This is a genomic window from Arthrobacter sp. V1I7, from assembly GCF_030817015.1.
Taxonomy (GTDB): domain Bacteria; phylum Actinomycetota; class Actinomycetes; order Actinomycetales; family Micrococcaceae; genus Arthrobacter.
Window position 1 is genome coordinate 817592 of the sequence record NZ_JAUSYS010000001.1, and the last position, 18826, is coordinate 836417.

Sequence of the window (18826 nt, forward strand, 5' to 3'; positions counted from 1 at the left end):
GCCAAAGCCCCTACCGAAGGCCAGCCGAGCGCTGCCGCGACCGGGACGCAAGCAGCCAGGACTGCACGTCCTCCAGGCTGTGCCCGTCCTCGGTGACATGGTGGCGCTTCCACTCGCCCGAACTGTCCAGGTGCCAGCTGGCAGTCTCCGGATCCATGTAGCGGCGGAGCATGCCCAGGACATAGGAAGTGTCGTCTCCGCTGGTGAGCTGGACGAGGGCCTCCACCCGGCGGTCCAGGTTGCGGTGCATCATGTCGGCCGAACCGATGTAGACCACGGGATCGCCGGCGTTGGCGAAGGCGAAGACGCGGGAGTGCTCGAGGAAGCGGCCCAGGATGGAACGGACCGTGATGTTCTCGCTGAGGCCGGGGACCCCCGGTCGCAGCGAGCAGATGCCGCGGACAATGACGTCCACCGGGACGCCGGCCTGGGAGGCCCGGTACAGGGAATCGATGACGGCCTCATCCACCATCGAGTTGACCTTGATCTGGACACGCGCCGGCAGGCCTGCCCTGGCGTTGCGGATTTCGGCTTCGATCCGGTCGATGAGCCCGGACCGGACCGAACGCGGTGCCACCAGGAGCCGCTTGAACGTGGACTTGGGCGCGTAGCCGGAGAGCTGGTTGAAGAGCTTGGAGAGGTCTTCGCCGACCTGCTCGTTGGCCGTCAGCAGGCCCAGGTCCTCGTAATAGCGGGCTGTGCGCGGGTGGTAGTTGCCGGTGCCGATGTGGCAGTAGCGGCGGAGGCCGTCCACTTCCTGGCGCACCACCAGGGACAGCTTGCAGTGCGTCTTGAGGCCCACGATGCCGTAGACCACGTGGACGCCGGCCTGTTCCAGTTTCCTGGCCCAGGAGATGTTGGCCTGTTCATCGAACCGGGCCTTGATTTCCACGAGGGCAAGGACCTGCTTGCCGGCTTCGGCGGCGTCGATCAGCGCATCGACGATGGGGGAGTCGCCGGAGGTGCGGTAGAGCGTCTGTTTGATTGCCTGGACTTTCGGGTCCGAGGCGGCCTGCTCCAGGAACGCCTGGACCGACGTCGAGAAGGAATCGTAAGGGTGGTGCAGGAGGATGTCCCGCCGGCGCATGGCCGCGAAGACGTTGGCGGCCTTGGAGGTCTCCGATTCGTTGAGGTACCGGGAGGTGTGCGGGACGTGCTTCGGGTAGCGCAGGTCCGCGCGGTCGATTCCGGCGATGACGGAGAGGCCGCGGAGATCCAGCGGGGCCGGAACGGAATAGACCTCGGATTCCTCTACGCCGAGTTCACGGATCAGCAGGGCCCGGATGTTCGGGTTAATGTCATTGGCGACCTCGAGCCGGACGGGCGGGCCGAAACGGCGCCGCAGGAGTTCCTTCTCCAGCGCCTGCAGGAGGTTCTCGGCGTCGTCCTCCTCCACTTCGACGTCCTCGTTGCGGGTGACCCGGAAGATGTGGTGCTCCAGCACCTCCATGCCGGCGAAGAGCTGGTCCAGGTGGACGGCGATGACTTCCTCGAGGGCAATGAAACGCGCCACCCGCCCGGGAACGGAACCGGCGCGGGGACCATCGATCGAGATCAGCCGGGGCAGCTGGTCCGGGACCTTGACGCGGGCGAAGAGTTCCTTGTCGCTGACCGGGTTGCGGACCACCACGGCCAGGTTGAGCGAAAGCCCGGAGATGTAGGGGAACGGGTGGGCCGGGTCCACGGCCAGCGGCGTCAGGATCGGGAAGACCTTTTCGGCGAACATGGCGCTCAGCTGGTCCTGGGCCTGGGAGTCCAGCTCGTCCCAGTGCATGAGGTGGATGTGTTCGTAAGCGAGGGCGGGGCGGATCTGTTCCGCGTAGACCTGGGCGTGGCGCTGCTGCAGCCGGTGCGCGGCTTCACCGATCTGCTCCAACACCTGCATGGGGCTCAGTCCCGCGGGGGAGGGTACGGCGAGCCCGGTGGCGATCCGGCGTTTGAGTCCGGCGACGCGCACCATGAAGAACTCGTCCAGGTTCGAAGCAAAGATGGACAGGAAGCCGACCCGCTCCAGCAGGTACAGGTTGGGGTCTTCGGCCAGTTCCAGGACGCGGGCGTTAAAGGCCAGCCAGCTCAGTTCGCGGTCCAGGAAGCGGTCAGGGCTGATGTCCCCTTCCGGTTCCAGGTTGGGAGCGAATTCGGGAATGTCGATCCGGTCCTGCGTGGCGCGCGAGGCCGGCACCTCGGAGGAACCGAAGCGGGCACGCACGGGACGCACACTTTTTTCCGACTTAGCGGTTTCAGACGTGGCGGTCCGGGCAGATTCCCGTTGCATGGTCTCTCCTATTGCTGGCGCGATTTAGCTTCAACCTTACAAGCAATAGCATTCCGGCGAGCTCAGATTTCGGAGCCGGCCGGCCGCATGTCCGCCGACTTGATTAACGGCTGCGGCTCCGGCCGGACAACCGTTTCGTCCACCGGCGCATACATGACGTCCATGTCCCAGCGGGTGAAGCCCAGTTGCCGGTAGAGCGCGACGGCCGGGATGTTGTCCGCGTCCACATAGAGCATGACGGCGTGCAGTCCCTGCCGCTGCAGGTGCTTGATGCCGGCGATCGTGAGTGCCTTGCCCAGCCCGGTGCCCTGCGCCTCCGGGGTGACGCCCACGGCGTAGACCTCGCCGATCGCGGGGTGCCCGCCGTGGCGGGGATGCACCTTGGTCCAGTGGAAGCCGAGCAGCCTGCCCCCGGGGTCCACGGCAAGGAGAAAACCGGCCGGGTCGAACCATGGCTCGCCCATCCGGGCGTCGAGGTCCGCGCGCGTCATGTTCCCCTGCTCCGGGTGGTGCGCGAACGCCGCCCGGTTCGCGGCCAGCCAGGCCTCCTCGTCCTGGCCCGGCACGAAGGCCCGGAGCGTGGCGCCGCCCGGAAGTGCGGCGTCGGGCAGGGCGGCGTCCGGCAGCTGCGCGGCCGATGTCGCGAGCCGCATTTTCCACAGCTCCCGCACCGGGCGGTAGCCGTAGCGTGCCGCCAGCTCTGCGGCCGCTTCATGGTTGCCGTGGGACCAGGCCTTGAGTCCGGCAAAGCCCCGGGTAGCCCGGAGCTCCCCCACGAGCCGGTCCGCCACACCCTGGTTGCGGTAGCTCGGGTGGACGGCGACTTCCAGCACCCCGTTGCCGTCCGGCTCCTCGACGACGACGGCGAAGCCTGCAAGGTCCTGGCCGGTTGCCGGATCGGTTTTTTCTTCAGGGCTGTAGAGGGCGAGCGTCAGCACCGTGTTCGTACCGGCGGTCGCGCCCGCGGTCGCGACCGTGTCGGCGGCCGTGCCGGCGGCACTGAGCGTCACGAGGGTCTGTTCGGACAGCGGCGGATTGCCGTCGGATTCCTCCGCCGCGGCCACGAGGGCTTTGACGTCCTTCAGCAGCTGCTCCTCCGCAGCCCCTTTGGCGACGAGTACGGGCCAGTTTTCCGGATGCACAGGGCTCATGGAGCAAGGCTATACGCTGGCGCCCCCGCGGCGCCGATTTGGCGCTGCCCGGACCGTTACGTATAGTCGTTAACTCATCCGGCGGTTGGCTTCCAATTGAGCAGGATGTGAGGGGGATCCACCACTGGGGTGGCCTCGATACGTTCGACCCGTATGTCCTCCACTCAAAAGAAGCCCCGGACTCCTGAGTCCGGGGCTTCTTTGGGCCTGGCGTAAGGTCCCGGGGAGGTCCGGGCGGTGGCTAGGCCTCGCTCAGTTCCTCATCGGGGTGGCGGACCAGGGTCAGGCGGTAGCCGACGTTGCGCACGGTGCTGATGAGGTTCTCGTGGTCGGCGCCGAGCTTGGCCCGCAAACGCCGGACATGGACGTCCACCGTGCGGGTGCCGCCGTAGTAGTCGTAGCCCCATACTTCGGTCAGCAGCTGCTGCCGTGTGAAGACGCGGCCGGGATGCTGGGCGAGGTACTTGAGCAGTTCAAATTCCTTGAAGGTCAGGTTCAGTGCCGCGCCGTTAACGCGGGCCGTGTAGCTGGCCTCATCGATGACGACGCCGGCGGCCCGGATCTCCGCCGGGGCATCGTCCTGGTCCGGCACGGCCCGGGCGACCCCGAGCCGGATGCGGGCTTCCACTTCGGCCGGTCCGGCGGACTCGAGCACGATGTCGTCTACGGCCCAGGCCGAAGACACGGCGGCCATCCCGCCCTCCGTCAGGATCAGCATCAACGGCGCGCTCAGGCCCGTGGCCTTGAGCAGCTGGGTCAGGGAGCGGGCGCCAACGAGGTCCTTGCGGGCGTCCAGCAGGACAATGTCGCAGGGGTCAGTGTCCAGCAGGGCGGTGGGTTCCGCGGGCAGGATGTGCACGCGGTGGTTCAGCAGTTCCAACGCAGGCAGGACGTCCACCGACGAGCCGGTGCTGTTCGTCAGGAGCAGGATGTGCGACATGATTCCTCCAAGGGGTGTCCGCGCATCGTTGGGCGTCTGTAGCTGAGATTGAGTATACCCAAGCGACCCTTCCCAGACATGCTCCCGTCACCCGGGGCGGGTCCTTTTGCGACATAAAACGTTCTCATGAGGCAGGATTGAGCCGTCAGGGCCTGCAGTCCTGATGAAGGCGATCAGGTCCAATCGGGGTCCGCAGTGAACGAAGGTACAGCTTGATGGCGGGTATGCAGTGACGGCGTGGAGCATAGGAATCATCGGCCTGGCCGGTCTCGCCGCAGTCATCGCGGGCGCCTACTCCTCGCCGGCGGCCCTGCTCGCCGTCGCATGCCTCACGGCCCTCGGCATCGGAATCGGCTGGCCGCATTTCCTGGGGATCCCGGCCAGGAGGACACTGGCCGCCCTGATCGGCCTGCCCGGGGTGGGATCCGCCATCGCGGCCACCTATCTTCCCGCCCCGGGTTTCCTGGACTGGACCCCGTCCTTCATCGCCGCCGGGGTGATGGCCATCTTCGTCATGCAACTGCTCCGGGGCACCGGCCAGGCCCAGCGCCTGGAGTCGACGCTCGGCTCCTGCGCGGGTGTGATGCTGGCCTGTCTCGGAGCAGGGTGGATCGCCGGCTCCCGCTTCAACGGGGTCCGGGAGATGGTGCTGGTCGCGGGCATCAGCGCCGCAATGGCCCTTCTGGCGGGCCTCATCCGGTGGCCGGACCGGGTGGTCGCGCCGTTGGGTATTATCGGTGCCGGGCTGGCCGGCCCGCTCGCCGGGCTGGTTTTCTCCGACATCGCCGTATTGCCGGCGGCGCTCGTTGGCGTCGTCGTGGGATCCGTGCTGGTGAGTTTCCGCCGGCTGGTGGTCCTCCGCGGCGAATCCCTGGACTTCCCGGCGGCCCTGGGCATGGGCCTGGCCCCGGTCTCGGCCGTCGGTTCGTTGGCTTACTTCATAGACAAACTACTCATCTACTAACGCGTTAGGATGGCATCATGTCCGTACTTGCATTTGAGATCTTCTTCCTTGTTCTGCTTGGCATCGCCAGCCTTGCCATGGCCTGGTTCGCCGGCTTTGTGGTCTACCGCCTCTTCAAGGGCCAGAAGTAACCAGCCCGAAGTAGATATCCGTCCAGAACACGTAGTTTCCAGAGGTAGTTGCTGTGCCGATTGAAATACCTACAGATCTGACGCCCGAAATCGTGCCGCTTTCCTGGCTCATTGGGGAGTGGGAGGGTGCCGGCCGCCTGGGCGCCGGGGACGAGAGTTCCGAGCACTTCCTGCAGCACGTCTCCTTCACCCACAACGGCCTGCCGTACCTGCAGTACCGCGCCGAGAGCTGGCTGACCGATGATGAGGGCACCAAGCTGCGTCCGCTGACGGTCGAAACCGGATTCTGGGCCCTCGAGCGCAAGCAGCGCGAAGAAGACAGCGGGCCGGGCCTGATTCCAGGCGACATCGTCCCGGTGCTCAAAAGCGCCGATGAGGTCGAGGCGCTGCGCAACAGCGACGGCGGCTTCGACATCGCTGTCTCCGTTGCCCACCCCGGCGGGATCTCCGAGCTGTACTACGGCCAGATCAAGGGACCCCAGATCCAGCTGAGCACCGACATGGTGATGCGCGGGAGCCACTCCAAGGAATACACTGCCGCCACCCGGATCTTCGGACTCGTGGACGGCCAGCTGCTGTGGCGCTGGGATGTGGCGACCGGCAAGGGTTCGACGCCGGGCGGCGGGCTGGAGGCCCATGCCTCCGCCATCCTCGCCAAAGTCAGCTGACAGCTCGTCCGGGCCGAGCGCGAGGGCTCACTGATTTTCCGTTGTCCACAGCGAACACAGGGAGCCGCGCAGTGCCTGAAGCAGCAGCCACGCCCGGGGAGAAGCAGAGCTACAACGACCTGAAAGCTGTGTTCTTCAACGGGACGCTCAAGAAGTCGCCCGAGACGTCCAACACCCAGGGGCTGATCGACGTCAGCCGCCGCATCATGGAGAAGCAGGGCGTCAGCACCCGGGTGATCCGGACGGTGGACCATGACATCGCCAGCGGCGTCTATCCGGACATGCGGCAGTACGGCTGGCAGAGCGATGAGTGGCCTGAACTCTATCCCGCCGTCCAGGAGGCGGACATCGTCGTCGTGGCGGGACCGATCTGGCTGGGCGATAATTCCTCGCAGACCAAGAAGCTGATCGAGCGGCTCTACGCGCACTCGGGGCAGCTGAACGAGAAGGGCCAGTGGGCCTTTTATCCCAAGGCCGGTGGCTGCCTGATCACCGGCAACGAGGACGGCATCAAGCACTGCTCCTCGAATGTCCTTTACAGCCTTCAACACATCGGCTTCACGATCCCGCCGCAGGCCGACGCCGGCTGGATCGGCCCGGTCGGACCAGGCCCGAGCTACCTCGACGAAGGCTCCGGAGGCCCGGAGAGCGACTTCACCAACCGCAACACCACGTTCATGACGTGGAATCTGCTGCACCTGGCCCGGATCCTCAAGGACGCCGGCGGCATTCCCGCCTACGGCAATCTGCCCGAAGCCTGGACGGCCGGCACACGCTTCGACTTCGAAAATCCGGAATACCGCTAGGCCCTGAGGACTTCTACTAGATATGACTACCACGAGCCCCTTGTTGTCGCGCCCGGGCGCGGTCGAAGCCGGCGGCGCCGATGCCGGCGTCGCGTCCCACTACGGCGAGCCGCTGCGGGAGCAGCGGGCGCTGGCCGCCGGCAGCGCCGTCGTCGACCTCTCCCACCGCGGGGTGGTCACGGTCAGCGGGCCGGACCGGCTGAGCTGGCTCAATACGCTTTCCTCCCAGCAGCTCACGGACCTGGCGCCCGGCCAGTCGACCGAACTGCTCCTGCTCAGCGTGCAGGGCAGGATCGAATTCGACGCCCGGGTGGTGGACGACGGCGGGACCACCTGGCTGATCGTCGAAGCCGCCGAGGCCGGACCCCTCGCGGAATGGCTGAACCGGATGAAGTTCATGCTCCGGGTCGAGATCGCCGATGTGTCGGCGGACTGGGCCGTGCTGGGCTCCACCCGGCGGATCCCTGAGTGGTCCGCGCTGCAGGCCTGGGAAGACCCCTGGCCGCACGTCGGCGCCGGCGGCTACTCCTACGCAGTCGTGGGCGAGGATTCCCACCCGGGCCTGGAACGGCCGTGGTTTGAATACCTTGTCCCCGCCGCCGAGCTCGAAACCACGGTGGCCGAGTGGCCCCTGGCCGGTATCTGGGCCGCCGAGGCGCTGCGGATCGCGGCGTGGCGGCCCCGCTGGGGCGCCGAGACCGACGACAAGACCATCCCGCACGAGCTGGACCTGCTGCGCACCGCAGTCCACCTGGCCAAGGGATGCTACAAGGGCCAGGAAACCGTGGCCCGCGTCCACAACCTGGGCCACCCGCCGCGCCGGCTCGTGTTCCTGCAGCTCGACGGCTCGCAGCACACCCTGCCCGCCGTGGGCAGCGAGGTCCGTGCCGGTGACCGCAAAGTCGGGACGGTGACGTCCGTGGCACAGCACTACGAGATGGGTCCGGTGGCCCTCGCCGTCATCAAACGGTCCGTTGCCCCGGACGCGGTCCTGACCGTCCTTGACGGGGACGAGCCCTACACCGCGGCGCAGGAAGTCATTGTGGCTCCCGACGCCGGCCAGGTCGTGGGACGGCAGACCGGATTCCTGAGGGGGACACGATGACCACCGGAAGCGCCGCACCTGACGACGAGACGCTCGCCCTGGCCCACGCGCTCTTCGATGCGGCGCGGGAAGGGAACGCCGCGCTGCTCGGCAGCTACCTGGCCGCGGGGGCGCCGGCCGGCCTGACCAACGCCGCGGGGGATTCGCTGCTGATGCTTGCGGCCTACCACGGCCACGCCGACGCCGTGCGGCTGATCCTGCAGCACGGCGGCGACGCCAATGCCGCCAATGACCGCGGCCAGACGCCGCTCGCGGGGGCGGTCTTCAAGGGGTACGCCGACGTCGTGCAGGCGCTCGTGGCGGCCGGTGCCGACCCCGACGCGGGCACGCCGTCCGCCCGGGCCGCGGCGCAGATGTTCGCCCGCGCGGACCTGCTCGCCCTGCTCGGCTGAATCTGCCGGAAACCGCACCATGGCCGGAGCCGCGCCCCTGACCCCCCTCGGCATCGCCGTGCTCTCCCTGCTGGCTGAACGGCCGATGCATCCCTACGAGATGTACCAGCTCCTGATGGCCCGGCATGAAGACCGGCTCGTGAAGGTCCGCCCGGGAACGCTCAACCACGCCGTCGGCCGGCTGGAGGAGCAGGGGCTGGTCGCAGCCACCGGAACGGACCGGGAGGGCAACCGTCCCGAACGCACCACCTATGCGATCTCCGCTGCAGGACGGGAAGCCCTGACCGAACGGCTCCAGGGCATGCTCGCCACGCCCGTCAACGAGTACCCCGCCTTCCCGCTGGCCGTCTCGGAGGCGTACAACCTGCCGGCCGGCGTCGTGATCGACCTGCTCGACCAGCGCCTCAACGAGCTGGAGGGGCAGTTGAAACTCCTTTTCGACGCGGAGGAGCGGGTGCGGGGAAGAGGCCTCGACCGCAAGTACTGGATCGACATGCAGTACCAACAAACCATGCTCAACGCCGAGATCGGCTGGATCCGTAGCCTCCAGGAGCAGCTCGGCAGCGGCCAGCTGCCCTGGTAGCCGCCTTTCGCATCCGGGCCGGCCGCCTCTCCAACCTGACCAGCCAAGCGCACCAGCACCCTAAGGAACCCCATGGAAAACGTAGCCAGGCCGTGGCCGGCACTCTGGTCCCTGGTGATCGGCTTCTTCATGATCCTGATCGACACCACCATTGTGTCGGTGGCCAACCCCCGGATCATGGAGGGTCTCAACGCCGACATCAACTCGGTGATCTGGGTGACCAGCGCCTATCTGCTGGCGTACGCCGTACCGCTGCTGATCACCGGCCGGCTGGGCGACCGCTTCGGCCCGAAAAAGCTCTACCTGGGCGGGCTGGTGGTGTTCACCCTGGCCTCGCTCTGGTGCGGGCTCTCGGGCGACGTCCAGACACTGATCGTGGCGCGGGTCCTTCAGGGTTTCGGCGCGGCAATGATGACCCCGCAGACCATGGCCGTCATCACGCGGATCTTCCCGCCGGACCGCCGCGGCGCCGCGATGGGCATCTGGGGCGCCACGGCCGGTGTCGCCACCCTCGTGGGCCCGATCCTCGGCGGCGTCCTGGTCGACGGGCTCGGCTGGGAATGGATCTTCTTCATCAACGTCCCGGTAGGCATCGCCGGCTTCATCCTCGCGTGGCGCTTCGTGCCGGCCCTGAGCACGCACCCGCACAAGTTCGACATCCCCGGGGTGCTGCTCAGCGCGGTCGGGCTTTTCCTGCTGGTCTTCGGCATCCAGGAGGGCGAGACCTACAACTGGGGGACCATCGCCGGACCTCTCACCGTCTGGGGCCTCATGATCGCCGGGGTCGTGGTTCTGACCGGGTTCGTGGTGTGGCAGCGGTACAACAAGGGCGAGCCGCTGCTTCCGCTATCCCTCTTCCGGGACCGCAACTTCTCCCTCGCGAACATCGGCATCACCACGGTCGGCTTCACGGTGACCGCCTTCAGCCTGCCGCTGATCTTCTACTACCAGCTCGTCCGCGGCCTGACTCCGACCCAGTCCGCGCTGATGATGGTGCCGATGGCCGTCATCTCCGGCGGACTGGCCCCCGTCGTCGGCAGGATCATCGACCGCGTCAACCCGAAGTACATCACGGCGTCCGGCCTGGTCCTGATGTCCGTGGCGCTGTTCTGGAACGCCGCCCTGATGCACCCGGACACGCCGGTCTGGCTGTTCCTGCTGCCCAGCGCCGTGCTCGGCTTCGCCATCGCCGGCATCTGGGCACCCCTGAGTACCACCGCCACCCGGAACCTGCCGCCCCGGCAGGCGGGAGCGGGAGCGGGCGTCTACAACACGACCCGCCAGATCGGCGCCGTGCTGGGCAGCGCCGCCATCGCGGTCCTGATCCAGGCCAGGCTCGCGGCCGAACTGCCGGCAGTTCCGGGAGGCTCCGGGGAGGCCAGCCAGATGTCATCCGGCGGCACTCTGCCCGAGGCCCTGCACGAGGGCTTCTCGACGGCGATGGGCCAGTCCATCCTGCTCCCGGCGGCGGTCATCCTGCTCGGCGCCGCGGTGGCCCTGTTCTTCGCCAAACCGCAGCCGGTGCAGAACCTGGGGCCCGCCCCGGCCGCCCCGGCCCAGGCTGCCTCAGCGGGTGGGCAGGCCAAGCCGCGTTGATGCGCCCGGCATCCGAATCAGCCCAGCAGCACGCTGGTCTGGATGCCGCCGGCGGCGAAGCCCAGGCTCCGGGCGATGGCGAGGGACCCCTTGTTGCTGACATCGGAGCGCCACTGGAGGGTCAGGCCGGAGGTGAGCGCCTCATGGGCGGCGATCGAGGCCGCCAGCGAGCCCAGGCCCCGGCGGCGCCACTCCGGAGCGACCAGCACCCCCATGTGCGCCAGGATGCCTTCCCACTCGGTGTACGCGCCACACGCGACGGGGGTCCGCCGGCCGTCCTCCAGATGCAGAATGGTGAACCGGTGCGCCAGGTCCGAGAGGCCCACTTCGTTGACGTCATCCGGCGGACAGGCCGCTTCCAGCTCGATCGCTTCCGGGTTGCCGTGCGAGACGGTCAGCTCCTCCGAGGGCTGCTGCAGGGGCAGATCGTCCGCGAAGAAGAGCGCCGCCGCGCCGAGTCCGTGACCGCCGTGCTTCCGGGTGATGGTCAGGAGAGTGACATGCTGAGCGAGTTCCTCGTCGGGCAGCCCGACGGCGGCGTCCAGCGCCCACTGCGGGCCCACCAGGGCGGAGTTGCCGAACAGGCGGACGAAATCCACCGTGCGGCGGGACTCATCCGCCCGGGTGAGGCGTTCGCCGGCGGCAGCGGCGAAGTCGGCGTCGTCGAATCCCAGGTGGCGCGCCCACGCGAGCTGGATGATGTCAGCGGAACCGGGCTCAAGACTCATGACTCAACCCTACCCACCGCGCCGCCCGCGGCGCGGGCGGTCTGTCGAGCGGCCGGTCCAGCCGGACGCGTCTCAGCCGAAGAGGACCGCGGCCTCGTCGTAGCGGTGCTGCGGGACGGCCTTCAGGTTGCCAAGGGCGGCGTCGAAGCCCACGTGGACGATGTCGGTGCCGTTGAGCGAAACCATGGTGCCCCATCGCCTCTCCACGACCGAGTCGATCGCCGCCATGCCCAGACGGGTGGCGAGGACGCGGTCGAACGCCGTCGGCACGCCGCCGCGCTGGATGTGGCCAAGGACGGTGGCGCGGGTTTCGATGCCCGTCATGGCCTCGAGTTCAGGGGCGAGCCGTTCGGCGATGCCGCCCAGGCGGGGCCGGCCGAAGGTGTCGAGGCCGCGTTCGGAGTGCGGCGTCTCCTGGCCGTCCGGGACGAAGCCCTCCGCGACAACAAGGAGGGGCGCGCGGCCGCGGTCGTGGGCCGAACGGACCCAGTCCGCGATCTGTTCCATCGAGGCTTTCTGCTCCGGGATCAGGATGGCGTGGGCGCCGGAGGCCATGCCGGCATGCAGCGCGATCCAGCCCACGTGGCGGCCCATGACCTCGGCAATCATGCAGCGGTGGTGTGATTCTCCGGTGGTGCGCAGGCGGTCGATCGCCTCGGTGGCGATTTCCACCGCGGTGTCGAAGCCGAAGGTGTAGTCGGTGGCGTCGAGGTCGTTGTCGACCGTCTTGGGGACTCCCACGATCTTCAGCCCCGCATCCGTGAGCCGCTTGGCGGCGGCCAGGGTTCCCTCGCCGCCGATGGCGATGATGGCGTCGATGCCGAGGCGTTCCATGTTGGCCTTGATGACCTCGGGGCCGCCGTTGTTCTCGAAGGGGTTGGTGCGGGAGGTGCCAAGGATGGTCCCGCCCTGCTTCGCGATGCCGCGGACCATGGTCCGGGGGATATCGATGACGTCGGCTTCAACGACGCCGCGCCAGCCGTCCAGGAACCCCACGAATTCGTGGCCGTGGACGGCGATGCCCTTGAGGACGGCACCACGGATGACGGCGTTCAGTCCGGGGCAGTCTCCGCCGCTGGTGAGGATTCCAATTTTCATTTCTCGGCTCTAATCCTGGTTCGAAGGTGTACAGGCAGAGCGCCACACTGAGCTCACCCTAGAGTCTAATCGCGGATGTGGGGCAGGACACAAACGGTTACCGCGGCGAAGTACCCCCCGCCGTTGGGGCGGGGGCACTCGCCGGGCACTTCGGGTCTGGGGCCGGCACGGCGGGCGCCTCAGCGGCGCTTCAGCGCCCGATCGACCGGTTCTGGAGGAAGGACTGGAGGACGATGGCGTTGCGCTGGTCCGGCAGGATCAGCCACGCCGCGAGGTAGAAGACGAAGGCAGGGCCCGGGAGCAAGGCCAGGAGCAGGAACGCTATTCGCACGAACGCCACATCGACGTTCAGTTTGGCGGCGATCCCGCCGCAGACCCCGCCGAGCCAGCGCTGCGGACCACGTTTCAGGCCGAGGCCCCGGACGGTACTGAAGAACTTATCCATGGTTCAAGACTTCCCTGTCGATGAATCTTTGTCACGTCCGCGGGCCGAGATGAGCCCGCCGACCACGAGTGCTGCGCCGGCGCCGAGCATCAGCCCGATCAGGACATAGCTTCCGTCCAGGGCCACGAGGCCAAGCCGGGCGACGATGATCAGCGCGGCGAGGGCCAGCACGATCAGTCCCCAGACGATGGTCCCGACGCGGGCTGGGGAGCTCTCCAGCGGCTCAGGGTCGCCGGGCTTCACGGACGCGGTCGGCCCGTTGTCCGTGGAGCCGTCTGTCGGTGCGTTGTAGCTGCTCATGTCAGTTTCCCTCCTGGATGGTCACATTGCTGACGGTGCCGGAGATCCTGAGGATCAGCCGCGCACCGGGCTGGCCCGTGTTGTAGTCGTTTTGCTGGGTGGTCATGCCGCCGTGGCTCCGGCCGCCCTCGTTAAGGTTTCCCATGGTCATGTCCGCGTGGATCTGCACGGGCACGGTCTCCGGGATGACCACGGTCACGTTGCTCGCCGTGACGTCGATGGGGATGACGACGTCGGAGCCGAGCGGCGGGTTGAGCGCCAGCCTGGTGAGGTCGACGGTCCCCCTGCCGCCGGTGATCTCAAACCCGTCCCGGGCCTGCTCGATGCTGGCCGGGGACCAGTCGGCATCCTGGAAGCGGAACCTGTCGCCGTTCGGGACCACGTTGAAGATGCCTCCGATGATCAGGGCCACCGCGGCGAAGAACCCGAGGATGCCCGAGGTGCGTCCGCGGAGGCCGGCGAAGAGGATCCCGAGGCCCAGGACAGCCGCCCCGCTGGCCCACACGATGGCGTTGCTCGAGTCGCCAAGGTCGATCACGTTGGCGGCGTCGAGGGCCTTGATGCCGCCGCCGACGAGGAGAGCAACCCCGGCTGTAACGGCCACGGCCGGGGCGCCGGGGCCAAGATTCCGAGGCTTGGCCGGAGGGACGGGACCGCCGGGACCGGGACGGTAGCCGCCACCGGGTGGGGGCGTGGGGTCCGACGGCGGAGGAGCGCCCCAGCCCGGGCCGGGCACCGTACTGCCGTAAGGCGTGCTGCCGTGACTCGTGCTGCCGTGACTCGTGGTGGCGAAAGATGCTGCGGGGGCTGCATGTGCCTGGCCCGGGCCTGGCTGCCCGGCCGGGTCTGCGGAATTCACCGGGCCGCCGGGATTAGCGTGCGGGGACATGGCTGGGGCTCCGTTCGGGGTTTTGTTGCGTCGGAACAGGTAGTAGACGAGGTAGCCGATGCCGCCCAGCCAGAAGACGGTCCAGATGAAACCGCCGAAGCCGTGCCGGTCCCAGCCCCAGACGCCGCTGCCCAGGCCGGGCAGGCCGATCAGGGCCGTGATCAGGGCGCCGGTCATCCCGCCGCTCCACCGGCCCGCGGCGGCCTCCTGGACGTGGATCCGGCCGTCGGGTTCGGGCAGCAGCGCCCAGGCGAGTCCATACAGGAGCACGCCGACGCCGGCGAAAATGGCCAGGACAATGAAGATGCCGCGGACGATCAGCGGGTCGACGCCCAGCCGCTGCGCGATACCGCTGGCAACGCCACCTACCCAGCGGTCGCGTCCGCGGTTGATTCCCTGGCTCCGGACCCAGTCGAAAAAGGACTGCGACTGGGCATCGCCTTGCGGAGGTGTCGCGCCGTAGGAAGGTGTGGCGCCGTAATACGGCGGCGGGGGAAGCGTGCCGGATCCGCCCGGTTCGCCGGACGGGTACAGGGGCGGTGCCGCCGGGGCGGGGCCGCTGCCCGGAACGTCCGGTGCGCCCCCGGCACCGGAGCCCGCCGGAACATCCAACGGGACGGTGGCCGGAGTCTCCGAGCCGGCGGGAGAGGCTGCGGACGGACCAGTGCCGGCCGCGGGGCGGGACGGGTCCTGGTTTTCATCGGGGTGCGGGGTGTGCGGATTCATACTTCGATCCTCCCGGTTGCCGCCGCCGCGCTCTACTGGGGAACACCCTGAACTGTCCCTGAGTCGGCCCGGGTTCAGGCTGAAAACGGGTCCGGGGAACCCTGATCCGTGCTTGGATTGAGTCATGACAACCGCCGTTTCCCGTCCGCCGCTGGTCCGCGGCGGCGACCGTGTGATTGCCGGCGTCTGCGCCGGGCTTGCCAGTCACCTGGGCTGGCCGGTGCGGATGGTACGGATTGGAATGGCGGTGGCGGCGCTCGCCGGCGGCGCCGGCGTCGCCTTCTATGCCTGGCTCTGGATCATGGTGCCAACCGCGGACGAAAGCGCCAGGCGCAATGCCCGTCGGCCGGCGTCACCCATCGCCCCGGCGGTGAGCGCACCGTTTGCCGGCCCCTATCCGGGCCCCTACCCGGGCGGTTACCAGGGCCCGGCGGCTGCGGACTTCGCGGGGCCCCGGGACCTGCCATCGCTGTCACCGGACGCCGTCCTCGCGGCGGACTCGAGCGTGCAGACCGTTCCCGCGACGGACGCGGCGCCCCAGGGGCCGGCCGGCAAGGCCGCTGCCGCCCCTGGGCCCTGGCCGAGCCGGGTCCGGAGCATGCCGTACGGCAAGGAGATCCTGCTGGGATCCGGGCTCCTGCTGGCCGCGGGAATCCTGATCGCCAGGATGCTCGGTTTTGACGTGCCGCTGGGGACCCTTATCCCGGTGGCCGCCATCCTGGGCGGCGCCGCGATCGCGTGGATGCAGTTGGACGAAACCCGGCGGGCGGGCCTCGTGGACAAGACCAAGGCCGACCAGGCCGGGGGCTGGGCCAGGCTCGCGGCCGGCCTGGCGCTCGTAGTCGCCGGCGTCCTGGTGATGGTGTCCGGCTCGGGTTCGTGGGAGCAGACCTGGCTCGCGCTGCTGGCCTCGGTGGCGGTGCTCGGCGGTGTGGGCCTGGTGCTGCTGCCCTGGGGGCTTAAGTTCTGGCGCGACCTGGAAGCGGAGCGCTCCGGCCGCGTCCGCGCCACCGAACGCGCCGAGATCGCCGCCCATCTGCACGACTCCGTCCTCCAGACCCTGGCCCTGATCCAGCGGCGCGCGGGCAACGAGCACGACGTCGTCCGGCTGGCCCGCGCGCAGGAACGCGAGCTGCGGGGCTGGCTGTACCGGGACCCGGCTAAGGAGGCCGGGCAGCTCTCCGAAGGCATCACGGCAGCCGCGGCGGAAGTGGAAGATGCGCTGGGCCAGGCCGTCGAGGTCGTGAGCGTGGGGGACTGCGCAATGACGGAACGGCACGAGGCACTGGTCCAGGCCGCCCGTGAGGCGATGGTGAATGCCGCCCGCCACGGCGGCGGCGCCGTGTCCGTCTACCTGGAAGTCACCGACGGCGCCGCGGAGGTGTTCGTGAAGGACCGCGGACCCGGGTTCGATCCGGACTCGGTACCTGCGGACCGGCTCGGCGTCCGCGAATCGATTATCGGACGGATGAACAGGCATGGCGGCACGGCCGCCATCATCAGCAGCCCGGATGGCACCGAGGTGCGGCTCAGGTTGCCGCTGGAAGCCCGCCCCTCGGCCACCAATGGTGCCGCGACAACGGAGAGGTAAGACTGTGAGCAACACAGATTCAGGAAACACGGCGCGGGCGATCCGTGTCGTCATTGTGGATGACCACGCGATCTTCCGGTCCGGCCTCAAGGCGGACCTGGACCCCGCCATCCTCGTCGCGGGCGAAGCCGGGACGGTCGACGAAGCCGTTGCGGTCATCGCCGCGGTGCGTCCCGACGTCGTGCTGCTGGATGTCCACCTGCCCGGCGGCCTCGGCGGCGGCGGGCGCGAGGTGATTGCCGGTTCCGTCCCGCTGCTGGGGACCACGCGGTTCCTCGCCCTGAGCGTCTCAGACGCGGCGGAGGACGTCGTTTCGGTCATCCGGGCCGGCGCGCGCGGCTACGTCACCAAGACCATCTCGGGTGCGGAAATTTCCGACGCCGTGCGCCGGGTGGCCGGTGGCGACGCCGTCTTTTCGCCCCGGCTGGCGGGCTTTGTGCTGGATGCCTTCGGCACCGCGCCGGCCGACATCGCCGACGACGAACTGGACCGGCTCTCCGCCCGCGAGCTTGAGGTGATGCGGCTGATCGCCCGCGGCTACAGCTACAAGGAAGTTGCCAAGGAGCTGTTCATCTCGATCAAGACGGTTGAAACCCATGTTTCGGCGGTGCTGCGCAAACTCCAGCTCTCCAGCCGGCACGAACTCACCCGCTGGGCCGCCGAGCGGCGCCTGCTCTGACGGATCGGACGCTCCCTCACCTTTCGCCGCCTGCCGGCAGACGCTCCCTCACCTTTCGCCGCCTGACGACAGACGCTCCCTCACCGCAGTGAGGGAGCGTCTGTGTTCTTCGTGCGAAAACTGAGGGAGGGTCCTATTTGGCCTTGCCGAGGAAATCCTGGAGGCGGGCGACGCCGGTGGCCAGGTCCTCGTCACCGAGGGCGTAGGACAGGCGGAGGTAGCCGGACGGGCCGAACGCCTCGCCGGGAACCACCGCCACCTCGACCTCGTCCAGGATCAGGGCGGCCAGCTCGGCCGACGTCGCCGGCCGGACGGGTCCGTCAGCGGACGGAAGCTCCTTGCCCAGCAGCGCGCGGACGTCGGCGTAGACGTAGAACGCACCCTTCGGCGTCGGGCACTCAACACCCTCAATCGCATTCAGGCCCGCCACAATCGCCTTGCGGCGGCGGTCGAAGGCGAGCTTCATCTCGTCCACCGCGGCCAGCGGTCCCGAGACCGCCGCGATGGCGGCGACCTGGGGGATGTTCGAGACATTGGACGTGGCGTGTGACTGCAGGTTCGTGGCGGCCTTGATGACGTCGGCCGGGCCGATCATCCAGCCCACCCGCCAGCCGGTCATGGCGTACGTCTTGGCGACGCCGTTGAGGATGACGACCTTGTCGCCCAGTTCCGGGACTGCTGTGGCGATCGAGGTGAACGGCACGCCGTCGTACGTCAGGTGCTCATAGATCTCGTCGGTGACCACCCACAGGCCCTTCGCGGCGGCCCACTGGCCGATCTCCTTGACCTGCTCCGGCGAATACACGGCACCGGTCGGGTTGGACGGGGAAACGAACAGGAGGATCTTGGTGCGCTCCGTGACGGCGGCGTCCAACTGCGCCACGGTGACCAGGTATTCCTGTTCCGGTCCGGCAAACACCTCGACCGGCACGCCACCGGCGAGGCGGATGGCCTCCGGATAGGTGGTCCAGAACGGGGTGGGGACGATGACTTCGTCGCCCGGGTCCAGCAGCGTGGCGAAGGTGTTGTACACGGCCTGCTTGCCGCCGTTTGTCACCAGCACCTGGGCGGCCTCGGCCTTGTAGCCGGAATCCCGGAACGTCTTGTCCGCGATGGCCTGCTTCAGTTCGGGCAGGCCGCCCGCGGGGGAGTAGCGGTGGTACTTCGGCTGGCTGGCGGCGTCAATGGCGGCCTGCACGATGTAACCGGGAGTCGGGAAATCCGGTTCCCCGGCGCCGAAGCCGATGACCGGCCGGCCGGCCGCCTTCAGCGCCTTCGCCTTGGCGTCGACGGCCAGTGTGGCGGATTCGGCAATGGCGGAGATGCGCTGGGATATGCGGGCGGCAGGCATGGCGGGTCCATTCTTCGCTTGCAGCTGGAGGGCTGTTTGGGGGATTCGACGGAACCTACTCTATGCTGCTCAGCGGATCGCCCCGGGTGCCGGCGCGGAAATGTGACTGCTGGCCAGGTGACTGCAGGCAGTCGGCTGGTTTCCGCGGTTCGGCCGGGGTCCCGAGGAGCCCGGTTCGACGTAGGCGCAGTTGTTGCGTAGACTGGTTCTCCGGTGCTGAAAACACGATGATGCTCTGCGCCTCAGGAAAGTCTGAGGGAAGCGGGAGTCTGAGGGTTTTCGATCCACCTAGGGTAGTGGCGCAATTGGTAGCGCAGCGGTCTCCAAAACCGCAGGTTGCAGGTTCGAGTCCTGTCTGCCCTGCGCAAGCTGTTCCGGGTAAACCGGAGCAAGCGCAGCAACCATGGT

General features: G+C 68.3%; 18 protein-coding genes and 1 tRNA gene. 10 read left to right on the plus strand and 9 right to left on the minus strand.

Annotation, left to right across the window (positions count from 1 at the left end; genetic code table 11):
• Positions 1-10: 10 nt before the first annotated feature.
• The 3 genes from QFZ69_RS03910 to QFZ69_RS03920 all read right to left on the minus strand — a co-directional run bounded on the left by QFZ69_RS03910 (position 11) and on the right by QFZ69_RS03920 (position 4366).
• On the minus strand, positions 11-2275 hold the full coding sequence (locus QFZ69_RS03910) for an RNA degradosome polyphosphate kinase (protein ID WP_306915721.1): 2265 nt from the start codon (positions 2273-2275) through the stop codon (positions 11-13).
• Positions 2276-2337: 62 nt separating this feature from the next.
• Positions 2338-3426, minus strand: a complete 1089-nt coding sequence (gene mshD, locus QFZ69_RS03915) for a mycothiol synthase (protein ID WP_306915723.1) — start codon at positions 3424-3426, stop codon at positions 2338-2340.
• Positions 3427-3667: 241 nt separating this feature from the next.
• Positions 3668-4366 carry a response regulator transcription factor gene (locus tag QFZ69_RS03920; RefSeq protein ID WP_306915724.1) on the minus strand — a complete coding sequence of 233 codons (699 nt, stop codon included), beginning with the start codon at positions 4364-4366 and terminating at the stop codon, positions 3668-3670.
• A 229-nt stretch (positions 4367-4595) separates the two neighbouring features.
• Between QFZ69_RS03920 and QFZ69_RS03925 the strand changes: the two genes are divergently transcribed.
• From QFZ69_RS03925 to QFZ69_RS03955, 7 genes are all read left to right on the plus strand, one after another.
• Positions 4596-5330: a permease gene (locus QFZ69_RS03925; RefSeq protein WP_306915725.1), complete on the plus strand. Its 735-nt coding sequence runs from the start codon at positions 4596-4598 to the stop codon at positions 5328-5330.
• A 184-nt stretch (positions 5331-5514) separates the two neighbouring features.
• Entirely contained in the window at positions 5515-6129 is a 615-nt protein-coding gene (locus QFZ69_RS03930; RefSeq protein WP_306915727.1) for an FABP family protein, read from the plus strand.
• A gap of 71 nt (positions 6130-6200) precedes the next feature.
• Entirely contained in the window at positions 6201-6935 is a 735-nt protein-coding gene (locus QFZ69_RS03935) for a flavodoxin family protein (protein ID WP_306915729.1), read from the plus strand.
• Positions 6936-6957: 22 nt separating this feature from the next.
• Positions 6958-8040, plus strand: a complete 1083-nt coding sequence (locus QFZ69_RS03940; protein ID WP_306999925.1) for a folate-binding protein YgfZ — start codon at positions 6958-6960, stop codon at positions 8038-8040.
• Positions 8037-8432, plus strand: coding sequence for an ankyrin repeat domain-containing protein (locus QFZ69_RS03945; protein WP_306915731.1), 396 nt, complete (start codon positions 8037-8039; stop codon positions 8430-8432). The genes QFZ69_RS03940 and QFZ69_RS03945 overlap by 4 nt, the downstream gene beginning before the upstream one ends.
• A gap of 19 nt (positions 8433-8451) precedes the next feature.
• Positions 8452-9015, plus strand: coding sequence for a PadR family transcriptional regulator (locus QFZ69_RS03950; RefSeq protein ID WP_306915732.1), 564 nt, complete (start codon positions 8452-8454; stop codon positions 9013-9015).
• A gap of 72 nt (positions 9016-9087) precedes the next feature.
• On the plus strand, positions 9088-10611 hold the full coding sequence (locus QFZ69_RS03955) for a DHA2 family efflux MFS transporter permease subunit (RefSeq protein WP_306915734.1): 1524 nt from the start codon (positions 9088-9090) through the stop codon (positions 10609-10611).
• 17 nt (positions 10612-10628) lie between these two features.
• Here the strand turns inward: QFZ69_RS03955 and QFZ69_RS03960 are convergent, their stop codons facing one another.
• The 5 genes from QFZ69_RS03960 to QFZ69_RS03980 all read right to left on the minus strand — a co-directional run bounded on the left by QFZ69_RS03960 (position 10629) and on the right by QFZ69_RS03980 (position 14797).
• Positions 10629-11339, minus strand: coding sequence for a GNAT family N-acetyltransferase (locus QFZ69_RS03960; RefSeq protein ID WP_306915736.1), 711 nt, complete (start codon positions 11337-11339; stop codon positions 10629-10631).
• Positions 11340-11411: 72 nt separating this feature from the next.
• A complete protein-coding gene (locus QFZ69_RS03965; protein WP_306915738.1) occupies positions 11412-12437 on the minus strand; it encodes a 6-phosphofructokinase in 1026 nt (341 codons plus the stop codon).
• Between the two features lie 190 nt (positions 12438-12627).
• Complete coding sequence (locus QFZ69_RS03970) at positions 12628-12882, minus strand: PspC domain-containing protein (protein ID WP_306915740.1); 255 nt, start codon at positions 12880-12882, stop codon at positions 12628-12630.
• A 3-nt stretch (positions 12883-12885) separates the two neighbouring features.
• Positions 12886-13182, minus strand: coding sequence for a hypothetical protein (locus tag QFZ69_RS03975; protein WP_306915742.1), 297 nt, complete (start codon positions 13180-13182; stop codon positions 12886-12888).
• A gap of 1 nt (position 13183) precedes the next feature.
• A complete protein-coding gene (locus QFZ69_RS03980; protein WP_306999928.1) occupies positions 13184-14797 on the minus strand; it encodes a PspC domain-containing protein in 1614 nt (537 codons plus the stop codon).
• A 124-nt stretch (positions 14798-14921) separates the two neighbouring features.
• Here QFZ69_RS03980 and QFZ69_RS03985 point away from each other — a divergent pair, with 124 nt between their 5' ends.
• The gene (locus QFZ69_RS03985; protein WP_306915745.1) at positions 14922-16388 is read left to right on the plus strand and encodes an ATP-binding protein; all 1467 of its coding nucleotides are present in this window, start codon (positions 14922-14924) and stop codon (positions 16386-16388) included.
• Positions 16389-16392: 4 nt separating this feature from the next.
• Complete coding sequence (locus tag QFZ69_RS03990) at positions 16393-17067, plus strand: LuxR C-terminal-related transcriptional regulator (protein WP_373461786.1); 675 nt, start codon at positions 16393-16395, stop codon at positions 17065-17067.
• Positions 17068-17200: 133 nt separating this feature from the next.
• Here QFZ69_RS03990 and QFZ69_RS03995 read toward each other — a convergent pair whose 3' ends face one another.
• Positions 17201-18418, minus strand: a complete 1218-nt coding sequence (locus tag QFZ69_RS03995) for a pyridoxal phosphate-dependent aminotransferase (RefSeq protein WP_306915748.1) — start codon at positions 18416-18418, stop codon at positions 17201-17203.
• A 290-nt stretch (positions 18419-18708) separates the two neighbouring features.
• Between QFZ69_RS03995 and QFZ69_RS04000 the strand changes: the two genes are divergently transcribed.
• Positions 18709-18781: transfer RNA gene (locus QFZ69_RS04000), tRNA-Trp, on the plus strand.
• Positions 18782-18826 lie beyond the last annotated feature (45 nt).

Bases quoted from the DNA above. Each gene is read 5' to 3' on its own strand.
- QFZ69_RS03910 (WP_306915721.1), bottom strand. From the start codon at position 2,275: ATGCAACGGGAATCTGCCCGGACCGCCACGTCTGAAACCGCTAAGTCG.
- mshD (WP_306915723.1), bottom strand. From the start codon at position 3,426: ATGAGCCCTGTGCATCCGGAAAACTGGCCCGTACTCGTCGCCAAAGGG.
- QFZ69_RS03920 (WP_306915724.1), bottom strand. From the start codon at position 4,366: ATGTCGCACATCCTGCTCCTGACGAACAGCACCGGCTCGTCGGTGGAC.
- QFZ69_RS03940 (WP_306999925.1), top strand. From the start codon at position 6,958: ATGACTACCACGAGCCCCTTGTTGTCGCGCCCGGGCGCGGTCGAAGCC.
- QFZ69_RS03945 (WP_306915731.1), top strand. From the start codon at position 8,037: ATGACCACCGGAAGCGCCGCACCTGACGACGAGACGCTCGCCCTGGCC.
- QFZ69_RS03950 (WP_306915732.1), top strand. From the start codon at position 8,452: ATGGCCGGAGCCGCGCCCCTGACCCCCCTCGGCATCGCCGTGCTCTCC.
- QFZ69_RS03955 (WP_306915734.1), top strand. From the start codon at position 9,088: ATGGAAAACGTAGCCAGGCCGTGGCCGGCACTCTGGTCCCTGGTGATC.
- QFZ69_RS03960 (WP_306915736.1), bottom strand. From the start codon at position 11,339: ATGAGTCTTGAGCCCGGTTCCGCTGACATCATCCAGCTCGCGTGGGCG.
- QFZ69_RS03965 (WP_306915738.1), bottom strand. From the start codon at position 12,437: ATGAAAATTGGAATCCTCACCAGCGGCGGAGACTGCCCCGGACTGAAC.
- QFZ69_RS03970 (WP_306915740.1), bottom strand. From the start codon at position 12,882: ATGGATAAGTTCTTCAGTACCGTCCGGGGCCTCGGCCTGAAACGTGGT.
- QFZ69_RS03975 (WP_306915742.1), bottom strand. From the start codon at position 13,182: ATGAGCAGCTACAACGCACCGACAGACGGCTCCACGGACAACGGGCCG.
- QFZ69_RS03980 (WP_306999928.1), bottom strand. From the start codon at position 14,797: ATGAATCCGCACACCCCGCACCCCGATGAAAACCAGGACCCGTCCCGC.
- QFZ69_RS03985 (WP_306915745.1), top strand. From the start codon at position 14,922: ATGACAACCGCCGTTTCCCGTCCGCCGCTGGTCCGCGGCGGCGACCGT.
- QFZ69_RS03995 (WP_306915748.1), bottom strand. From the start codon at position 18,418: ATGCCTGCCGCCCGCATATCCCAGCGCATCTCCGCCATTGCCGAATCC.